The 19,317-nt window shown below is 57.7% G+C and carries 15 protein-coding genes; 6 read left to right on the top strand and 9 right to left on the bottom strand.

The features are described 5' to 3' along the window. Positions 1 to 56 precede the first annotated feature (56 nt). The gene (fabD, locus tag OHL22_RS18115; protein ID WP_263340459.1) at positions 57 to 1,013 is read left to right on the top strand and encodes an ACP S-malonyltransferase; all 957 of its coding nucleotides are present in this window, start codon (positions 57 to 59) and stop codon (positions 1,011 to 1,013) included. Between the two features lie 25 nt (positions 1,014 to 1,038). Here fabD and OHL22_RS18110 read toward each other — a convergent pair whose 3' ends face one another. The 3 genes from OHL22_RS18110 to rocF form a co-directional block, all read right to left on the bottom strand. Further along, the gene (locus tag OHL22_RS18110; RefSeq protein ID WP_263340457.1) at positions 1,039 to 1,542 is read right to left on the bottom strand and encodes a hypothetical protein; all 504 of its coding nucleotides are present in this window, start codon (positions 1,540 to 1,542) and stop codon (positions 1,039 to 1,041) included. A gap of 142 nt (positions 1,543 to 1,684) precedes the next feature. Then, a complete protein-coding gene (locus OHL22_RS18105; protein ID WP_263340454.1) occupies positions 1,685 to 2,884 on the bottom strand; it encodes a D-alanine--D-alanine ligase family protein in 1,200 nt (399 codons plus the stop codon). A 65-nt stretch (positions 2,885 to 2,949) separates the two neighbouring features. Then, the gene (gene rocF, locus OHL22_RS18100) at positions 2,950 to 3,966 is read right to left on the bottom strand and encodes an arginase (RefSeq protein WP_263340452.1); all 1,017 of its coding nucleotides are present in this window, start codon (positions 3,964 to 3,966) and stop codon (positions 2,950 to 2,952) included. Between the two features lie 324 nt (positions 3,967 to 4,290). Here rocF and OHL22_RS18095 point away from each other — a divergent pair, with 324 nt between their 5' ends. Beyond that, the gene (locus OHL22_RS18095) at positions 4,291 to 6,546 is read left to right on the top strand and encodes a diguanylate cyclase domain-containing protein (protein ID WP_263340449.1); all 2,256 of its coding nucleotides are present in this window, start codon (positions 4,291 to 4,293) and stop codon (positions 6,544 to 6,546) included. Between the two features lie 27 nt (positions 6,547 to 6,573). On the opposite strand, the gene OHL22_RS18090 is transcribed toward OHL22_RS18095, so the two are convergent. The 5 genes from OHL22_RS18090 to OHL22_RS18070 form a co-directional block, all read right to left on the bottom strand. After that, entirely contained in the window at positions 6,574 to 8,670 is a 2,097-nt protein-coding gene (locus OHL22_RS18090) for a S9 family peptidase (protein WP_263340446.1), read from the bottom strand. Between the two features lie 85 nt (positions 8,671 to 8,755). Then, positions 8,756 to 9,220, bottom strand: a complete 465-nt coding sequence (locus OHL22_RS18085) for an ATP-binding protein (RefSeq protein ID WP_263340443.1) — start codon at positions 9,218 to 9,220, stop codon at positions 8,756 to 8,758. Between the two features lie 62 nt (positions 9,221 to 9,282). Beyond that, positions 9,283 to 9,618, bottom strand: coding sequence for an STAS domain-containing protein (locus OHL22_RS18080; RefSeq protein ID WP_263340440.1), 336 nt, complete (start codon positions 9,616 to 9,618; stop codon positions 9,283 to 9,285). Positions 9,619 to 9,731: 113 nt separating this feature from the next. After that, on the bottom strand, positions 9,732 to 11,426 hold the full coding sequence (locus tag OHL22_RS18075; protein WP_263340438.1) for a SpoIIE family protein phosphatase: 1,695 nt from the start codon (positions 11,424 to 11,426) through the stop codon (positions 9,732 to 9,734). A gap of 149 nt (positions 11,427 to 11,575) precedes the next feature. Beyond that, positions 11,576 to 13,021 (bottom strand): GH1 family beta-glucosidase, encoded by a 1,446-nt coding sequence (locus OHL22_RS18070; protein WP_263340435.1) that lies wholly within the window; start codon positions 13,019 to 13,021, stop codon positions 11,576 to 11,578. 392 nt (positions 13,022 to 13,413) lie between these two features. Between OHL22_RS18070 and OHL22_RS18065 the strand changes: the two genes are divergently transcribed. Then, on the top strand, positions 13,414 to 13,734 hold the full coding sequence (locus OHL22_RS18065) for a PadR family transcriptional regulator (RefSeq protein WP_263340431.1): 321 nt from the start codon (positions 13,414 to 13,416) through the stop codon (positions 13,732 to 13,734). Between the two features lie 9 nt (positions 13,735 to 13,743). Next, entirely contained in the window at positions 13,744 to 16,500 is a 2,757-nt protein-coding gene (locus tag OHL22_RS18060) for an ABC transporter permease (protein WP_263340429.1), read from the top strand. A 123-nt stretch (positions 16,501 to 16,623) separates the two neighbouring features. Here the strand turns inward: OHL22_RS18060 and rpoD are convergent, their stop codons facing one another. Beyond that, positions 16,624 to 18,306, bottom strand: a complete 1,683-nt coding sequence (gene rpoD, locus OHL22_RS18055) for an RNA polymerase sigma factor RpoD (RefSeq protein ID WP_263340427.1) — start codon at positions 18,304 to 18,306, stop codon at positions 16,624 to 16,626. A 374-nt stretch (positions 18,307 to 18,680) separates the two neighbouring features. On the opposite strand from rpoD, the gene OHL22_RS18050 reads away from it, so the two are divergent. Then, positions 18,681 to 19,007, top strand: a complete 327-nt coding sequence (locus OHL22_RS18050) for an addiction module protein (RefSeq protein ID WP_263340424.1) — start codon at positions 18,681 to 18,683, stop codon at positions 19,005 to 19,007. Between the two features lie 4 nt (positions 19,008 to 19,011). Further along, positions 19,012 to 19,305, top strand: a complete 294-nt coding sequence (locus OHL22_RS18045; RefSeq protein ID WP_263340421.1) for a type II toxin-antitoxin system RelE/ParE family toxin — start codon at positions 19,012 to 19,014, stop codon at positions 19,303 to 19,305. Positions 19,306 to 19,317 lie beyond the last annotated feature (12 nt).

The raw sequence follows: 19,317 nt of genomic DNA, 5'->3' as shown, positions 1-19,317 counted from the left end.
TCAAGCTACATAGTGCTCTGTCTCGTCAATGCTCAATCCGTTAGAATTCCCTTCGGATGAATAACAAAAAGATCGCTTTTCTCTTTCCCGGCCAAGGTTCGCAGACCGTCGGCATGGGGCGTAATCTCGCCGACAACTTTCCCGTTGCCGCAGCCACCTTTGCCGAGGCCGACGAGGCGCTTGGCTTCCCGCTGAGCCACATCTTTTTCGATGGCCCGGAAGAAGATCTGCGGTTGACGGAGAATACGCAGCCCGCAATCCTGACGGTGAGCGTGGCGGCGATGCGCGTGCTCGTAGAGCATGGCGTTACACCTGCGCTGGCTGCCGGGCACTCGCTCGGCGAGTGGACTGCGCATGTGGCTGCCGGAACCATCAGCTTTTGCGATGCGGTTCGCGCGGTGAAGGCGCGTGGGCGGGCAATGCAGATCGCCGTGCCAACCGGCGAAGGTGCGATGGCGGCGATTCTGGCTCTGCCTGCGGATCAGGTAGGCGCAGCGTGCGATGAGGCTGCGGCGGAGACGGGGCTGACGGTGTCAGCTGCGAACTTCAACTCGCCGGATCAGACGGTGATCTCAGGCTCAAAGCTGGCCGTCGAAAAAGCCGCCGAACTGGCCAAGGCCAAAAGGGCTCGCAAAACCGTGATGCTGCCGGTGAGCGCGCCTTTCCATTGCACGCTGATGCGGCCTGCGCAAGATGCGGTGGCGACTGTGCTGAGCGAACTTACGCTACATCAACCGGCATTTCCGGTGGCTGCGAACGTGAACGGCTCACTGGTAACAACCGCCGATGCAGCGCGCCAGGCGCTGATCGATCAGGTGACGGGAACGGTGCGCTGGGTGGACTGCGTGCGCACGCTGGCAGGTGCGGGAGCCGAGATCTTTATCGAAGTGGGACCCGGCAAGGTGTTGACCGGCCTGCTGCGACAGATCGATCGCGGACTGAAATGCGTGAATGTAGAAGACGCGGCGAGCCTGGAGAAAGCACTGACAGAGCTCAATTCCGCTGCGTCCTGAGGCGCAGCGGACGAGCAGCTGAATCTCAATAGGGATTCAGGTTCAGCTCAAAGGGTGAGAAGCTCAGCGTGTGGTCATGCCGGTCAAAGGCGAGAAAGAGCGGATGGCTCTTGCGCCCATTCATCATGGCCGCCACGATGAGCGCCGAGCCAGTAAGCCTGCGCGCGACGATCTCATGGCTCTTGATGGTGCCGTAGTCGTTGGCATTGCTGTTTGGGCCGAAGTCCTGCTGAAAACGCGCGAACGTATAGGTCTGGTACTTGTCCGGGTGATTACGCCAGTCGAAATCGTTGTTCCAGATGGCGTAGGCGCGCACCATGTCGTTGCTTTCCACCGCTAACAGGAACTGGTTGACGTCTCGCTCGCCCGCCCAGTAGGTCCACCAGGTCCAGGGATAGTCAAAAGGCCGGCCCGTAAAGAACCACAGGAAGACAACAAGAACGAGGACTCCGATCAGCGTTCCTGAGATGATCTGACCGCGGCGTTTGACGCGAGCTGCATCGTACTTGGGCGCATCCATTATTGTCATCGTCTTCCACCACCTCCATGCGGCGGGCCTGTCAGATGGGATATCGTCGGGCAAGGCTTAGGTTGTCCGGATAAAGAGACGCGGACACGAAACCACTATTTATAGAGACAACGAAGAAGCTAAAACTGTTCCCGCAAGTGGCTCATTTTGATTCTTTTTGATCTGGAACATCGTAGCTGAATGTGGTGCGGGCGCGGTCTTTGTGCCGTTCAAGGCCAAGCTCGATAAGACGCGTGATGAGATCGGAGTAGCTAAGGTCCGAGGCCTGCCACAGCTTGGGATACATGCTGATCGAAGTAAAGCCGGGCAGAGTGTTCACTTCATTGAGATAAATACGACGCTTGCCGTCTGGCTCCATGAGGAAGTCGACGCGGGCGAGACCGGCGAGATCGCAGGCGCGAAAGGCCTGGACGGCCATCTCGCGGATACGCTTCGATTCTTCACGCGTAAGTTTTGCGGGGATGATGGGAATGGAACCATCACTCAAATACTTGGCTTCGTAATCGTAGAACTCCTTGCCGGGTACGATTTCGCCGACAACCGAAGCCTTTGGATCGTCATTGCCGAGTACGGCGACTTCGAGCTCTCTAGCCTTCTTTGCCTTGCCCGATTTGCCCGAACCGGTGACACCCTGCTCGATGACGATCTTGCGGTCGTAGCGGGCGGCAAGTGCGATGGCAGGGCCTAACTCTTTGCGGTCATGAGCCTTGCTGATGCCGACCGAGGAACCGAGATTCGCTGGTTTTACGAAGAGCGGGTAAGTGAGCTCTGCCTCAACAGACGAGATCGTCTTACGCGGCGAGGTTTCCCAGGCTGAGCGCAGTACGGTGATGTGCTTGACGATGGGCAGACCGGCCTGGGCAAAGAGACGCTTCATCACGTCCTTGTCCATACCGGCCGAGGAGCCGAGTACGCCTGAGCCAACATACGCGATATCAGCTAGTTCGAAGAGGCCCTGGATGGTGCCGTCTTCGCCAAAAGTGCCGTGGAGAACGGGAAAAACAACATCGAAAGGCTTGCCGCTGGAGGCGGATGAAGCCGAAGCGGTCTGGATGGCATTGAGAGCTGCGGCATCCGGCACGAGAGCATCGACAGTGCCTACGGGTGCGGCTTGAGAGCTGGCGCTAAGCACAAGGCCGGACGACTCGGCGGACGTACCCTCGAGCAATGCCTGGGCCGCACCGCCAGTGAGCCAGTGTCCCTGTTTGCTGATGCCGATGGGGAAGACTTCGAACTTTTTGCGATCGATCGCCTTGAGAATAGAGGCAGCAGAGAGCAGCGAGACCTCATGCTCGCCGCTGCGACCACCGAAGAGAATTCCGACACGAAGCTTTTTAGCCATTCCCCTTCGATTCTAGTGGCCGTAGCGCTGCCGGTGGCCCGCGCCGGGTAACCGCGCAGGTTCAGCTAGAGAATCTTCTTCCCAAACGCGGAGCAGGCAAGTTCCACGGCGAGATCGGCAGTTCGGTTGTGCTCGTCGATCACGGGGTTGACTTCGACTATCTCGAAGCTGAGCAGGTGGCCGTGGTCGGCGAGGATCTCCATGGCAAGGTGAGCTTCGCGATAAGTGACACCGCCACGGACGGGAGTGCCGACGCCCGGCGCGTCTTCCGGGTCGATCCAATCCATATCGAGCGAGACGTGATAGCCAGCGGTTCCCTGCCCTGCCGCGCGGATGGCCTCTTCCATCACGGCGCGCATGCCGCGCTCATCAATATCGCGCATGGTGTAGACGTGGGTCATGCCGGCGCGGCGCAGGTTTTCGCGCTCTGCCGCGTCGATGTCGCGCACCCCGACCAGCACCGTGTTTTCGGGCGCGATCTTGGGCGAATAACCAAGCAGGCCGGTGAGCGGCGCCAACCCCGCATCGACACCGAGGCCAAGCAAGGCGGCCAGCGGCATGCCGTGGACGTTGCCGGAAGGCGAAGTCTGTGGAGTGTTGATGTCGGAATGAGCATCGATCCAGATGACGCCGATTTTCTGGTCCCGACGGCGGTAAAACTCCGCAACGCCCGAGACGGAGCCTGCGGCAAGGGAATGGTCACCACCGAGAACCAGTGGCATCATACCGTCGCTCAGCGCGCGGATAACGGCGTTAGCGGTATGGCTGCAGGTTTCGGCTATCTCATTGAGAAAACGTGCGTGGACATCGCCTGTGCTGCGCGTTTCAGCGATTTCAACCGCCACGTTGCCACCGTCTGTGACCTGATGACCGAGCGATTCAAGACGCGCTTCGAGGCCCGCGACGCGGACAGCGGAAGGTCCCATGTCCACGCCGCGCCGGCTGGCGCCTAAATCAAGAGGAACGCCAAGGACGCAGATGCGCCGGGTGGGCAGCGACTGTGTTCCACCCTGCGAGTACTGCGACGGAACCGGCATCTGCGCCGGTGTCTGGAGATCTGTCAGATTGTTTACCACCGCCATCTCAACTTATCCGTATCATTAACTACAGCGCGCCCGGGGCTCGCGCAACCGTCATTAGACCAGATTGGGCCAACACCTGACACTTCTGGCGTACGTTTGCACATTCGGGGTATTGGCTACTGCGCGACGGCGTGAGAAACTAAGTGCCACCATACAGAATTCATCCCGTATATCAGTGTGGGGCAATGAATTTTCGGATAGATCCGTGTCTGTATTTCCGGTGAGAGAGCCGATAAGAAAGATAAGAAGGACGGTGCAAAGGCAATGCGAAAGGTTCGATGGATCTCATCGATTACCGTAACTCTTTTCGCTTGCAGCGCAGCTATGTCTGCGCAAACTCAGTCGGCTCCGCTAACGTCCATTCCTGACATACATGCACTAACTCCTGGGCAGGCCGCACAGGGATTGCCGGTCCAGTTAGAGGGTACGGTTACGTTTGTCCAGCCCCGGGACAGCAGTCTTTTCATACAGGAAAATAATCAGGGAATCTATGTTGATTTTGACAAAAACATCGGGCTCCAGCCGGGAGACAGGGTAGCTCTTACCGGAAAGACAGTTACAAGTTTCAAGACCGATGTGAACGCCAGTAGCGTTCAGCTACTGGATCATGGCAAACTGCCGTTGGCTCCAGAGGCGGGATTCGCCGATCTGATCGACTCCAAGTTCGACGGCGAGCTGGTGAAGGTCAGGGGGCACATCATCTCGGCGACGAGAGACCGGGGTTCGGTCTATTCCGACCTTCGCTTTCACCTGAAAGTGCCGGATGGCATGATCGAGGGCGAGATAGCTTATCCCGGCAACCTCAGCCCGGAACAGCTTCTGGATGCCGATGTCGAGATGACGGGTGTTGCGGGTGGCGCCTTCGACAGCAAGATGCAGATGGGCGGCGTCTGGCTTGATATCGATTCGCCTGACCAGGTGACAATTCTGCAGCCAGCAGCCGCAGATCCATGGTCGATCCCATCAGTGCCGCTGGATCAGGTCATTCAAGCCTATCGTCTGGGCGATGCCAGCAAACGCGTTCGCATTACTGGCACGCTGACATATTTCGAGCCCGGCGCCGTCGCTGTTATCCAGAACGACGGGAGGTCTTTGCTGCTGAACACAGGCACAACGGAACCGATGCACACCGGAACTGAAGTCGAAGCCATTGGATTTCCGGAAATCACAGACGACAGCGTCTGGATGAACCACGCGCAGTTACGCTCACTGAAGCAGACAAGCCTGATTAAGCCGCAAACGATCAATTGGGGAGATGCCTCACAAGGCAAGTTCGCCTATGACCTGGTTTCGATGGAAGGTGAGATCGTCGGCACCGTCCATGACTCTCGTGTGGATCTCTTCATTATTAAGGCCGACGGGCATCTGTTTTCAGCGACACTCCGGCACTCCTCTTCCGATGCAACCCAGACCACAGCTGATGCCTCGCTTGACACCGGCACCAAGGTACGTGTCACAGGTATCTGTTTCACAGACCCCGGCAATCATTGGCGCGACCGCCTTTGGTTCGATGTCCGGATGCGATCGCTCAACGATATCGCAGTGGTAGAACCGCCCTCATTGTGGACCGTCCGGCGGCTTTCCATTGCCGTGACTATTTTGAGCGTGGTCATTCTCCTCGCCGTAATCTGGGCCGGCCTGCTCGATCGGCGTCTGCGCCGCCAGACCGAAGTGTTGGCAAGGCAGAGTCAGGAAGACGCCATTCGCGAACGCAGGCGCGCACGTCAGGAACAGCAGCGGAGCCGCATCCTGGAGCTCATCAGCAGCTCCGAGCCATTACCGAATGTGCTGAATGATATTCAAGGGATTGTGACCGCCCGCCTGCTTGGCGCCAGATGCTGGATCGAACTGCCAACGGCTTCGGGAGAAGATCCGAGCGCAGGCACTCAATTACCTGCTGGATCCGTTACGCGCATTCTCAAGTCTCCCGATGGAACCGTGCTGGGCTATCTGCGCTCGATTCCGCAACCGAAGGCTACGTCCCCGCAGGAAGTGGATGACGTCATGCTGGCAGGAGCCTGCCTGGCGGAACTGGCGATCGATACGCGAAGGCTATACACCGACCTGCGGCGGCGTTCAGAGTTCGATCTACTGACCGACGTCCCAAACCGCTTCAGCATGGAGAGAAAGCTGGATCAGCTGATGCTGGCTGCCAACAGCAGCCACGAGAGATTTGGTCTGATCTATGTTGATCTGGATCACTTCAAGGATGTGAACGATCAATACGGCCATCGTATCGGCGATCTGTATCTGAAAGAAGTGACAAAGCGCATGAAGCTGCAGCTACGCTCGCATGATTTTCTGGCGCGAATTGGGGGAGATGAATTCATCGCCCTTACTCCTGTCTCAGATGGCCGTGCCGATGCGGAAGAGATTGCCCTGCGGTTGCAGCGATCCTTTGAAGAGCCTTTCCTGATCGAAGGAATCCAGCTCTTTGGCGGCGCGAGCATTGGGCTGGCGATCTACCCCGAAGACGGCATCAATAAGGAAGACCTGCAAAAAATCGCGGATACGGCGATGTACACAGATAAGGAAAGCAAGCGGCCAAATCGCCGCGGCGATTCCCGCATGACTGTCTAGGTTCCATTCATCCCATGCAGCCACAATTCACTCTGTGGCCTTCTTCGCGGGCTTTGGCTCAGGCGTGAGCGCGGGCGCCAGCGGATCGCCCCAGATATAGTGATCGAACCAGTTCTCGTTCTCTTCCATCACAGCGCGTTGCTGCTTAGGTTTGTTGATTGGGTGCCCGAAGCCATCGTAAAGCACCATCTTGACCGGCACATTGTGATCTTCAAGCGCCTGCCGCAGTTCAAAGCTGTCGGGCACGGGAACGCGGTGGTCCACGCTGCCCTGCTCGATCAGCGTGGGTGTCTTTGCCTTGGCGATGTAAGTGATCGGCGAAGTCTTGCGATAGATCTCCGGATCGTCCCACGGTGTAGCGTGGAGATACTGGCGCGTAAAGGGTGTGATGTCGGTGTTGACGTAATACGTCGTCCAGTCGGAAATGCCGGCACCAACGGAAACGGCTTTGAAACGATCACTGAAGGTCGTGATGAAGGCCGAAATGTAACCGCCTTCACTCCAGCCCATCGAGCCCACGCGGTCTTTGTCTACGAAGCCCTGAGCGATGAGATAGTCCACGCCGGAGATAACGTCGGCATAGTCGCCTACTCCGAGATTGCGCACATTGAGCGAGCGGAACTTTTCACCATAACCCGCGGAGCCGCGATAGTTGGGGCGCAAGATCAGCGCGCCTTTGGCAATGAAGCGCTCGATGGGGTAGTAGCGATCAGGATTGATGTTGGGCATGTCGATGCCCGTGGGACCGCCGTGAATGACGACCAGCAGCGGATACTTCTTTTGGGAATCGAAGTCCGCCGGCTTATAGAGAACGCCTTCAATCTCGGTACCGTCGCCCGATTCCCAATGCACCACTTCGCGTTTAGCCGTATCGAAATCGCTGAGTTGTTCACCCGCGTGGGTGACTTGTTTTGCAGTATTCAGCGGAAAGGCTCCAGTGAAGATCTCGGAGAATTTATTTGCGCCAGAGCCGCGATATGCAATGTTCTTGAAGTCTTTGGAAAAGGAGAATTGCGCCGCAATTTCGGAGCCGGGAACATCGATGGGTTTGACCGTATCCGCCTTCGGATCGGCGAGGAACAGGCCTGAGCGCGTCTTCTGCAGGGCGGAAAAGTAGATGCCTTCGGGCGACCATTCGAGCAAGCCAGGATCTTCGTCGAAGCCAGCCGTGACAATATGCGGCGTGCCGCCATTGGCACTTACGACGGCGATGCGCTGATCGGTGTAGAAGAAGTAAGTGCTGGCGTTGGCTGTCACATAGGCTATCTGTGTGCCGTCCGGTGACCAGTGCGGATCGCCGTCCGGCCCGGGCGTATCGACGAGCTTTTTCACCGCACCATCGGCAACAGTGACGGCATAGATATCTTCCGAGCCCGTCGAGATCAAATCAGGATCCTTAGCAGCGGCGAAGGCAATGCGCTTGCCATCGGGTGACCACTTGAAGCTGCTCACGCTGAAACTGTCACCCTGCGTCAAAAGTTTCGGCTCAGCAAGCGGTTTGCTACGTCCGGCTTCATCTGCGGTGGGCAGATCGACGAGCCAGAGGTGGCTCATCTGGTAGTCGGCATGGATGACGTGATAGTCGCCGAAACTGTCCTTGCGGTCCTTCATCGACTTGCTCTCGGGCGACTCGGCGGATATGGCAAAGCGCTTTGAATCAGGCGACCAGTCGAACCCGTCGACGCCGTTCTCCATCTTTGTAACCTGCTGCGCTTCGCCGCCATCGGCGGGCATTACGTAGAGTTGCGTTTTGCCGGCGGGCGAGTCCTTGATCTGGCCGGAACGCGATGAAAGAAATGCGATCCATTTGCCGTTCGGCGACCAATCTGCGCCATGGCTGGAGCCTGCCGGAGCAGTGAGCCGGTGGCTCTCGCCGGTCTGTGTATTGGCAATCCACAGATCTGTCTCGAAGCTGTTGTTTTCCCAATCGGTACGGCTCTGCTCGTAGATCACTCGTGTGCCGTCAGGCGAGATGCGCGGAGACGAAACGCTGTGCATCTCAAGCGACTGATTGATGGTAGGCGTGCGGCTGGTAGCGGGTGTTTGAGCAGTGAGGATCGCTGCCGGCAACGTGACCAACGAAACAATGAGAACAAAAGCAAAATTCCGAGGAAGGCTGCGCACGCTGGTTCTCCTTGGCATAGGCTGGCTGGAACCGTGAGTGAACGCAGTATACCGGCGGAGCGGCCCTGTTCGGGCGATGTTCTCTTCAGGAAAGTGAACCGAGTGTAAAGCCGATGGTCAGGCGGTTGCCGGCGGGCAGCGCTTCGTAACGTAGAGTGCCCGCATATTTACGCAGCAGGCCGATGCCGCGGCCACCCTCGGCGATCTCTTCAATGGATGCCGGTGCTGCCTTGATCTGCGCCACAGGTGCAGCGAGAGGATTGAAATGAGGAGCGTCGTCTTCGATAACGAAGTGCAATTCCTGCGCTCCATCTGCTTCATGAAGGATCGACCGCACCACAACGGAATGATTGCAGTCATTGGCCAGACCATGCCGGACGACGTTTGAGATTGACTCTTCCAGGCACAGATCAATGATGAAGCGCTGATTGACGGGCAAACCGAGATCGGCAACGACCCGGTCAACCCAGGGTGTAACCAGCACGAGGTCTTCCAGCCTGCTGCACAGCGTCAGTTGTTCTTCACGTTCCATCGAGAGCGATCCCAGCATTCTCCCGCCTTATCTTCGCATTCCTGCTGGACAAAATCTGCCGCGAGCCGCACAACTGTGCGTCAGCGCAGCGCCTGCACCGCTGCATCCAGATCGTGATAGATCGGAATGATCTGGTCGATGTTGCTGGCCTTGATGACTTCCTCAACCATCGGTTGCGGAGCAAACAGAGCTGTTTTGCCGCCGCGGCGATTGACGTTCTTCGCTGGCACGACGATGGAGCGCAGCCCCATGGATCCTAGAAACGCCACATCTTTCAGATCGATCAGCAGGAGCTTCGCACTGCCTGCGATGATATTCATCTTCAGATCGACTTCCGCAGCGCCTGCGATATCCAGCCGTCCATCCAGAACGACCCGTGTAATGCCGCCATCCATCTCTTCTACGGAGATATTCATTCCTGATCCTTTCAGGTGCGCTCAATTCAGATGCGCTCAAGGAGCGATGCTGCCGGGAAATCTTCTTCATGCTAGCCGCCTAGTGTGAATAGCACGTTACATCGATTAGGCAGCTAACCCAGGTAGCGCACCGTCAGCATGGTGATGTCGTCGGACTGACTGGCTCCTGCAGCGAATGTCTCGATGGCGTCGAGTACGTTCTGCTGCACCCGCTCGACGGTCGCAGCGGCATCGATGGCGAGCGTCTTGCCAAGACGATCGAAACCAAAGAGATTGCCTGATATATCCTCTGCCTCTGTCACTCCATCGCTGTAAAGAACCAGCGTGTCGCCGGCCTCTAGCTGCACGCTGACCGAGGCGAAGTTTGCCTCGTCCACGAGTCCAACAGGGAACGAGCCGCCCTTGTAGAGTTCGGTAACCGTGCCGTCGCGCAGCAGCATGGGCGAGGGATGCCCGGCGCGTATGTAGTCGAGTTGCCCATCGCGGCCAAGCACAGCAAAGAACATTGTCGCGTAACGGCCCAGGTTGCCGTGCTCGCAGAGAAAGCGGTTCATCTGCTGGATTACGCGCGCGGGATCGACACCGAGAGTCATGCCGGAAAGCGCGCCCTGCAGCATGGTAGTCAGCAGCGCAGCGCCGAGCCCTTTGCCTGAGACATCAGCGATGAGGATTGCAGTGCGATCGTCGTCGATGGAAAAAATGTCGAAGTAGTCGCCGCCGACCTCATGACACGGACGATGAACGCTGGTGATCGCCAGGTGAGGATACGAGTCGAGACCGCGCGGCAGGAGCGCCATCTGAATCTCGCGGGCGATGGAGAGCTCCTGCTCCAGGCGCTGGCGTTCACGTTCACGGGCGACGAGATTGGCATTGTCGAGAATGCTGGCGGCCTGTGCACCGAGCGCATCGAGGATCTGTCGATCAAGAGCCGAGAATGCCGCCGTATGCTTCGAGTCGAGATAAACCGCGCCTAGAAGATTTCGCGCGAATGGCCCGGCTGGATCATCAGCACCGCCGCGAGGCATGGCGTAGAGCGGAATCACAACCGTGGAGCGCAGCAACTGATAGACGACCGAGTGCGCGCTCTGCACGGTGAGATTAGCAAGGTTCACATCGGCGTTGATGACAGCGCTTTGCTGCTCGATAGCCTGCGCGATCACCGTACGGCTCGGCTTCATGTTTTCGGCCGGCAATGGCTCGCCTTTGCTGTTATGGGCAAGCTGCACCGCGAGCGTACCCGAAACTTCGGGAACGAGCAGCATGCCGCGATCCGCACGGGTAATCGCGATAGCGTGATCGAGCATTGCACCGAGTACAAGTTCCAAAGGCCGCTGCGAATTGAGCAGCAGCGATGCTTCAAGCAGCAGGTTGATCTTGTTCAGGCCCTCGGCAGGCCTCTGGAATTGTGCCGTCGGAACCTGCTCCACTTCCTGAATGACCCTCTCGAAGGCGGACCCGGCGGCATGCGTGCGGAAGATAAGTTGATGTCCGCTTTCGCCGCCGATGGTAATGGTGTCGCCATCGCTCAGTCTCTGCTGCGTGATCTTTGCGCCGTTGACATAGATACCGAGAAGCTGACCGAGATCGTCGATGCGAAAACCGTCGTCTTCGCGAACGATAGCCGCACATCGTCGTGAGACGCGCAGGTCGTCGATGGGGAGATGATTGCCGTTTTCCGCTCCACGGCCGATGAGAAAGGGCGATTGAGCAATCGTGAAGGTGCGGCTGCCTGAACCGTCAGAGCTGACGCCAGCGCCTGCAAGGATGAGTTCGACGGAAGCTGTGGTCAAGGCTGCAGATTCAGGCATGGCTCGCGAGGTAGCAGAATTCTAACATTCGCCGCGAGCTACCCTTCAATGCCGGGCTCTGATGTGCATAGCCGCCACGAAATCGAACGCGCCGGATGCGCTACCTGAATGCGCGCCTCCGGCTTCCGTAAAGGCCAACAAAACGGAGGCTATACCACCGCATTCTCCGCAATCATCTGACGATAATACTCGGCGCTCTGTTTTGGCGTTCGCGTCAGGGTCTTGAAATCTACATAGTGGATGCCAAACCGCTTGCTATACCCATCCGCCCACTCGAAGTTATCGAGCAGGCTCCAGAGGAAGTAGCCCTTGACCGGATAACCCTCCGTAGCTGCACGGTGCAGATGCGTCAGATGGTTGCGCAGATACATCACGCGATCCGTGTCTTCGATATGTCCAGCGGTATTCGGCACATCGTCGGATGAGCAGCCATTCTCGGTGATGTAGATCGCCGGAATCTTCCAGAGATCGACCACGTTGCGAACGCCCCAGTAGAGGCACTCCGGCGCAATCTGAATCCAGGGCGAAGCCATATGCGGATAGGAAGTGGGCGCTGGTTCAACAGCAAATCCTAGCGGCGAGTTGTCAGCCCGCACATAAGACGGCGTGTAGATATTCAGGCCCACAAAGTCGAGCTTGCTGCCGATCGCTTCCATATCGCCCGGCTCAACCTTGGGAGCGTTTGCGTCTTCATGCCTCAGATACTCCTCTGGATATTTACCCTCCATCAAGGTGGTCAGGAAGGGCGCATTGCCAATGCGAGTGGCGCGCTGGGCAGCCTTGATATGCTCCTCCGTCTCCATCACCGGAACAAAGACATTTGCATTTTCCGCAAGGCCGATCTGGGTACCGCTAGGCGTGTTCGCTCGCAGCGCTTGCACACCCAACCCGTGGGCGAGAATGCCATGGTGCCGCACCTGGTTTGCCGGACCATCCGCAAGCTTGAGTCCCGGCGCAAAGCGGCCATCGCGATAGCCAAGATCGGTGAAGCAGACAAACTCATTGGTCGTCATAAAGTGCTTCACGCGGTCGGAGAGATGCTTGCCGATGAAGGCCGCGTAGTCGCCAAATGCCTTGGACGTATCGCGATTCTGCCAGCCGCCGGGCAGCGCCTGCGGCAGATCCCAATGAAAGAGCGTGATATACGGCGTGATGCCATTCGCTAGCAGCTCATCGACCACTCGGTTGTAGTAATCGAGACCCTTGGGATTGAGCGAGCCGGTCCCATTGGGAAAAACGCGCGACCACGAGATCGAGAAGCGATAGGTGCTCACGCCGAGGGCCTTGAGCAGCTGAATGTCCTCTTTGTAACGGTGATAGGAATCGTCGGCAACGTCGCCCGTGTCGCCATCGTGCGTCTTGCCCGGTGTGTGCGAAAAGGTGTCCCACACCGACGGCCCGCGGCCATCTTCCGCTGCTGCGCCCTCGATCTGGTACGCCGCAGTGGCGCATCCCCAGAGCATGCCTTTCGGAAAAGCAAGGCCACTCGAAGGCGTCTGGCTCCAGACAAATTCCGGTAGCACGCCGGCTGTCATCACTGCGGCTGCGGAAGCGATTGCTGATTTACCAAACTGACGGCGGCTGATCCTGGGCATGGACTGGTCTCTCCTTCTTCTCTCTAGGCATAGAACTGGGCAAAGTCCTCAACAAAAACGTTTGAGTTCTGCCCTTCTGAAATGCAAGCGCGATTATAGAGCAGCCGGCGAGGCATAGTCTCTGGTGAAAGAAAAGGCTGCCCACCCGTTCGAAATTTGAATGTTCGGAGTGTCGCTCTGATCAAGGCAGCTACCGGCAAGCCACTAACCGGGCCTCATCGATTCTTGGTGAGACTCGGGCGAAGGTTCCGAAAAACCGTTTTCGAGAGCGACAGAGCCAATCGTTCACTGTCAGCCATGTGCGATGAAAGGGACGCGCTGTTAGACAATCTTTACCCCTTGACATTCGACAGGTAAATCATGCATTCTCTTGTCGAATGTCGAGGGGAACAATGTCTGCTACTGATCTGCTGCAAGGAACGCTGGATTTACTGATATTGAGGACACTTGCCCTTGAATCGATGCATGGCTGGGGTATTGCGCAACGAATTCAGCAGGTGTCCAAGGATGCACTTCAGATTGGACAAGGGTCGCTGTATCCCGCTCTTCACCGGCTGGAATACAAGGGGTGGATACAGGCCGAGTGGGGAGCTTCGGAGAACAATCGCAAGGCGAAGTACTATTCGCTAACCAGGACTGGGCAGAAGCAACTGCAAGCTGAGCTCGAAGACTGGGGCCGCATTTCAACAGCAATCGCGTTAGTGCTGAAGTAGGAGGGATAGATGCTCAAAGAATGGTTGACTCGCCTTCGTTTTCTGATCTCTCCAAAGCCCCATCGTGAGATAGACGACGAGTTGCAGTTCCACATCGAGCGGCAGGTCCAGGAATACGTCGCGACCGGGATGCCGCAACACGAGGCACGGCGAAAGGCGGTTGTAGCGTTCGGGGGGATCGAGAGCGCGCGAGCACAAACTCACGAGCAACGTCCGAGCATCTTCCTCGGAACTCTTCTTCAAGACGTCAGCTATGCCCTCCGGCAGCTCAGAAAGAGCCGCGGCTTCACCGTCACTGCCGTTCTAACCCTCGCCCTCGGCATTGGAGCCAATGCCGCTATTTTCACGCTGGTCAACGCCATCCTGCTCAAAAATCTCCCTGTCGTTGACCCCGCCAATCTTATCCGCATCGGCGACAACAGCGAGTGCTGCGTTGACTCGGGAATACAGGATCCCGGTGACTACGCCCTATTCTCGACCGACACATGGCAGCAACTACAGAAGAACGCACCAGAGTTTGAAGAATTAGCCGCGATGCAGTCTGGCCTCGGCACCGTCATCGCTAGACGCGACAAAACCCAGGAGGCCGCCCGCTCGGTCGCCAGCGAATTCGTCTCTGGGAACTACTTTCGCACCTTCGGCCTGCAGCCGCGCATCGGGCGTCTCTTCACAGACGCCGACAATGTTATCGGCGCACCACTCGTCGCCGTTATGAGCTACAACACCTGGCAGAACAACTATGCCGGAGACCCCTCCGTCGTCGGCAGCATATTCTGGATCAACACCAAGGCTGTCATCATCACAGGCATCGCCCCCAAAGGCTTCTTCGGCGATCGTCTCTCCAGCTCCCCTCCAGACTTTTATCTTCCGATCGAAACCGTGCCTGTCTTGACCAACCGCACTTTCGTGCACGAACCCGAGCAGCGTTGGCTTTACATCATCGGCCGCGTAAAACCCGGCGTAGCTATCGCTCCTCTTCGAGCAAAGATCAATGAGTTGGTCCGCCAGTCGTTCGCAGCTACGACGACGTTCTCTAGCGAACTAGGCAAGCCCTACCTGGCAAAGGTCAGCGTAACCCTCTCGCCCGGCGGCGCCGGTATTCAGGAGATGCAGGACGACTATGCCTCCAAATTGAAGCTTTTGATGTGGATCTCCGGCCTCGTACTCCTCATCGCCTGCGCCAACATCGCCAATCTTCTACTCGTCCGCGGAATGAACCGCCACGAAGAGATGTCCATCCGAACCGCACTTGGTGCGATGCGTACAAGGATCGTCCGCCAGCTGCTGACGGAGAGTCTTGTCCTCTCGATGATCAGCGGAATGGCCGGCCTCATCGTCGCCTACGCAGGCACTCGCATGCTTCTCGCCATGGCCTTCCCCGGCGCGCAGGGCGTCCCCATCGACGCCCGGCCCTCCGGAATGGTGCTCGCCTTCGCCTTCGGAGTTTCACTCCTCACCGGCATCCTCTTTGGCGTAGTCCCTGCATGGATCACATCGAATGCAGATCCGGCCGACGCTCTCCGCAGCGGGAGCCGCGCTACCACCTCCGGAGCCTCACTCCTGCAGCGCAGTCTCATCGTGTTGCAGTCTGCTCTTGCCCTGGTACTGCTGGTCGGAGCGGGCATGTTTATCCAAAGCTTGAATAAGCTCAGGAACATTGATCTCAAGCTCAACGCGACCAACCGATACATCGTTCATTTCAACCCACAGGCGGCGGGCTACTCCCCTGCGCAAGTGGAAGCGCTCTATCGAACCATCGAAGATCGCTTCCACGCCATCCCCGGTATCCGAAAGGTTGGCATCTCCTCCTACACGCCAATGGAGGCCAATAACATGGGCCGCGGCGTCCAGATCCAGGGCCAGCCCGACCTTCAAGACGGAGCATCCTGGCTCAGGACCAGCAGCGAATACTTCGATTCCGTAGGAACCCACATCCTCATGGGACGTGTCTTCACTGCCCGGGACACCTCGACCTCACCATCCGTCGCCGTCGTCAATCAGTCCTTCGTCAACCGATTCTTCAAGCTCGGCGAGAACCCGATCGGACGCCACTTTGGCTCACCCGGACCACAAACTTCAGGAGACTTTGAGATCATCGGCGTCGTCGAAGACACCGCATACAACTCCGCGACCTGGAAGGATCACCACATGTATTTCCTTCCATTAACCCAACGCGACCCTAAGAGTGCTCGCAAGGGCCCGATCGATGGGGACACTTCCCTCTACGCAGAAGCCATCGTCCTCCAGACCGATCGTCCCATGGACAATGTGCAGTCGCTCGCTCGCCAGACACTCGCTGCCATCAATCCGAATCTCTCTGTTGTTAAATTCCAGACCTTCGACGAGCAGATCGCCGACCGTTTCACTGAGGACCGCATGATCACGCGCCTCATGACTCTCTTCAGCATCGTGGCTCTTCTGCTCGCAACGCTCGGGCTGTACGGTGTCACCGCCTACACCGTAACCCGCCGCACCTCTGAGATCGGTATCCGCATGGCCCTCGGCGCAAGCCGCGGCTCCGTTGTCGGTATGATCATGCGCGGAGCCATGCTCCAGACCGCGATCGGCCTTGCAGCCATCGGAATACCCGTAGCCTGGTTTTGCGTCCGCTACATCGAATCTCAGCTCTATGAATCCAAGGGCATAAGTCTCGCCGTCCTCACCATCGCCACACTGACACTGACGGCGGCAGCCACAGCTGCTGGACTCATCCCGGCCCGGCGCGCAGCCTCAACGAACCCATCGCAAGCATTGAGGACTGAATAGCGATTTGCTCTCTGTTCGTAGAACTGTGATGGCATCGGCCTGACCCGTAAACAAGAAGGCAGCGTCTCCACTGGAGACGCTGCCTTTGATTCGTGTCGTGCCCGTTTCGCGACGAGCGTGGAGTTACAGTTCCTTCACACCTTCAACGAAGGCGCGCAGCTTGCGGCTACGCGAAGGGTGACGCAGCTTGCGCAGCGCCTTGGCTTCGATCTGGCGGATGCGCTCGCGCGTGACCTGGAAGCTCTGACCCACTTCTTCGAGCGTGTGCTCGGAGCCGTCTTCGAGGCCAAAGCGCATCTTGATTACCCGCTCTTCACGCGGAGTCAGTGTGCGCAGCACCTGTGAGGTGTACTCCTTCAGATTCACGCTGATGACGGCTTCCGAAGGCGAAACAGCCTGGCGGTCTTCGATGAAGTCACCAAGGTGCGAGTCTTCCTCTTCGCCGATCGGGGTTTCGAGCGAGATGGGTTCCTGTGCGATCTTGAGGACCTTGCGGACCTTCGCGACGGGGATGTCCATACGCCGGGCGATCTCTTCACTCGAAGGCTCGCGGCCAAGCTCCTGCACAAGCTGACGGCTGGTGCGGATGAGCTTGTTGATGGTCTCGATCATGTGCACCGGGATACGGATGGTGCGGGCCTGATCCGCGATAGCGCGGGTGATGGCCTGCCGGATCCACCAGGTGGCGTAGGTCGAGAACTTGTAACCGCGGCGGTACTCGAACTTGTCCACCGCCTTCATCAGGCCGATGTTGCCCTCCTGAATCAGGTCGAGGAACTGCAGTCCGCGGTTGGTGTACTTCTTGGCGATGGAGACAACGAGTCGCAGGTTGGCCTCGATCAGCTCTCGCTTGGCCTTCTCCGCGTCCATATCGCCCTGGATCATTTCGCGCTGAGTGCGGCGGAGTTCGGCAACAGAAACACCGGCCTCCTGCTCCAGGCGCTCGAGATCGACATGGCAGTTTTTCTGCTGCCGGCGATACTCCTTCTTCATCTCCTCGCTCTTCGAGGTGTCGAACTTCTGATCGAGCGATTTGATCTGCCGTTCGAGCGAGCGCATGATCTCGACGGTCTTATTGACCTTATCGAGCAAGCGCTTGCGCTCCTGAGGCGTGTACTTGAGCTCGCGAACGATACGGGAGATGTAGACCTTCTCACGCGCAATCATCCAGCGCGTCTTGCGCGCTTCGCGGGCCTTGGTCTTTACCTGCGCGACGGTTTCAAGCTTCTCTTCAAAACCTGCGATCTTCTTCTGGTGACGCACGATGGCGTCGATGCGGCCGGCTGTGGCTTTCACGCGGGCCTGCACTACATCTTCGGTGAGTTCTTCTTCATCGAAGGTGACCACTTCCTTGACGTTGCGAACGCCGCGCTTGAGGTCTTCGCCGAGGCCTACGATTTCGCGAATGACCACGGGAGAACGCGACAGCGACTTAAGCACGCGCATCTGCCCGCGCTCAATGCGCTTGGCGATTTCAACCTCGCCCTCGCGGGTGAGCAGCGGAACGGTGCCCATCTCGCGCAGGTACATGCGGACGGGGTCGTTGGTTTTTTCCAGCGTGCCAGGGGTCAGATCGAGCTCGACATCTTCGCCGTCCTCGTCGAACTCCTTGTCGCTGTACTTCGGGCCGTCGAGCAGGTCGATGCCCTGGGTTCCGATCGTAGTGATCAGGTCGTCCAGATCGTCAGCATTGTGCATATCTTCCGGCAACATGTCGTTCACGTCGCCGTAGGTCAGATAGCCCTTCTCTTTGCCTGTATCGATCAGGTTTGTGATTTCGTCGTCGAATTTGTCTTCAATGGCCAAAGCGCTTATGTCTCCTGCGCAGAAAGTCTCGACTCACCTGCCGTGCGGGCGCACAACACAGCACGGCTTACCGGATTTATCGGCCGAAAAAAGCCAACCGCCGGATGCCGTGCAGGCAATAACGCCCAAAACATCGGAAAGCGATGTCTGTTTGAGTGGCTCGAATCGGGACTTAATGCGCTATTCGCCTGGATCTGGCGAGCCCCGGAGCCGCAGCTCTTCTGTGGGGCAGTCGTGCGCAAGTCCTTCAGAGAGCCCCAGAATACCACATTGCACCTCCCGGATTAACAGCAAAACATCCGCAGTCGTCAAGTATTTTCTTGCCGCCGCGGCCAGCCGGGTCTTTCCTGCCGAGGGCCGTGCAGTTCTCACTCATGTATATAGATGTATTTGCGAGCGTTTTAGCTTCCGCTCCAGAGAAGATCGGTGTACTAATTGGTTCATCGGTCCCGTGCTACCCTAGTTCCATGCTGATTACGGTTGAAATTTCAGAGCAATTTGCAGCGAGAGCGGCAGACCTTGGCCTCAGCCCGGAGGCTTATGCTCTGGAAATTCTGGCTGCAACAGCGTCCAATGAAGCCATTGAAGCGGGCTGGATCACCGAGGCAGAAAGGCGTGCTGCGGATATTGACTCTGGGAAGGTTACTCTGACCTCGTGGGAGCAAATCGAACAGCGGCTACGGCAGCGCATCGCAAGTTAACTGGATGCCACGAGTTACGGTTCACCCAGAAGCAGAAAATGAGATCGATCAGGCCTTCGAGTGGTATTGGGCTCAGAGCCGCGATGCCGCAGCCGACTTTCTCGACGAACTAGCTATTGTTCAGGCGCGAATCAGACGCAGCCCACGGCAGTTTCCATCGGTATCGTCCAGCCTCCGTAAAGCAACTCTGCACAGGTATCCGTACTACCTGCTCTTCCGCGAAGTTGATGAAGAAGTACAGATTTTGGTCGTGGCTCACGCCAAACGTAGACCTGGGTATTGGAAGAAACGGCTTTAGAACTGGCATGCT

Origin of the sequence: Acidicapsa dinghuensis, assembly GCF_025685685.1 — a bacterium.
Classification (GTDB): Bacteria; Acidobacteriota; Terriglobia; order Terriglobales; family Acidobacteriaceae; genus Acidicapsa; species Acidicapsa dinghuensis.
Note: the sequence above shows the minus strand (reverse complement) of the source record. Positions and strands in the feature narration are given on the sequence as shown.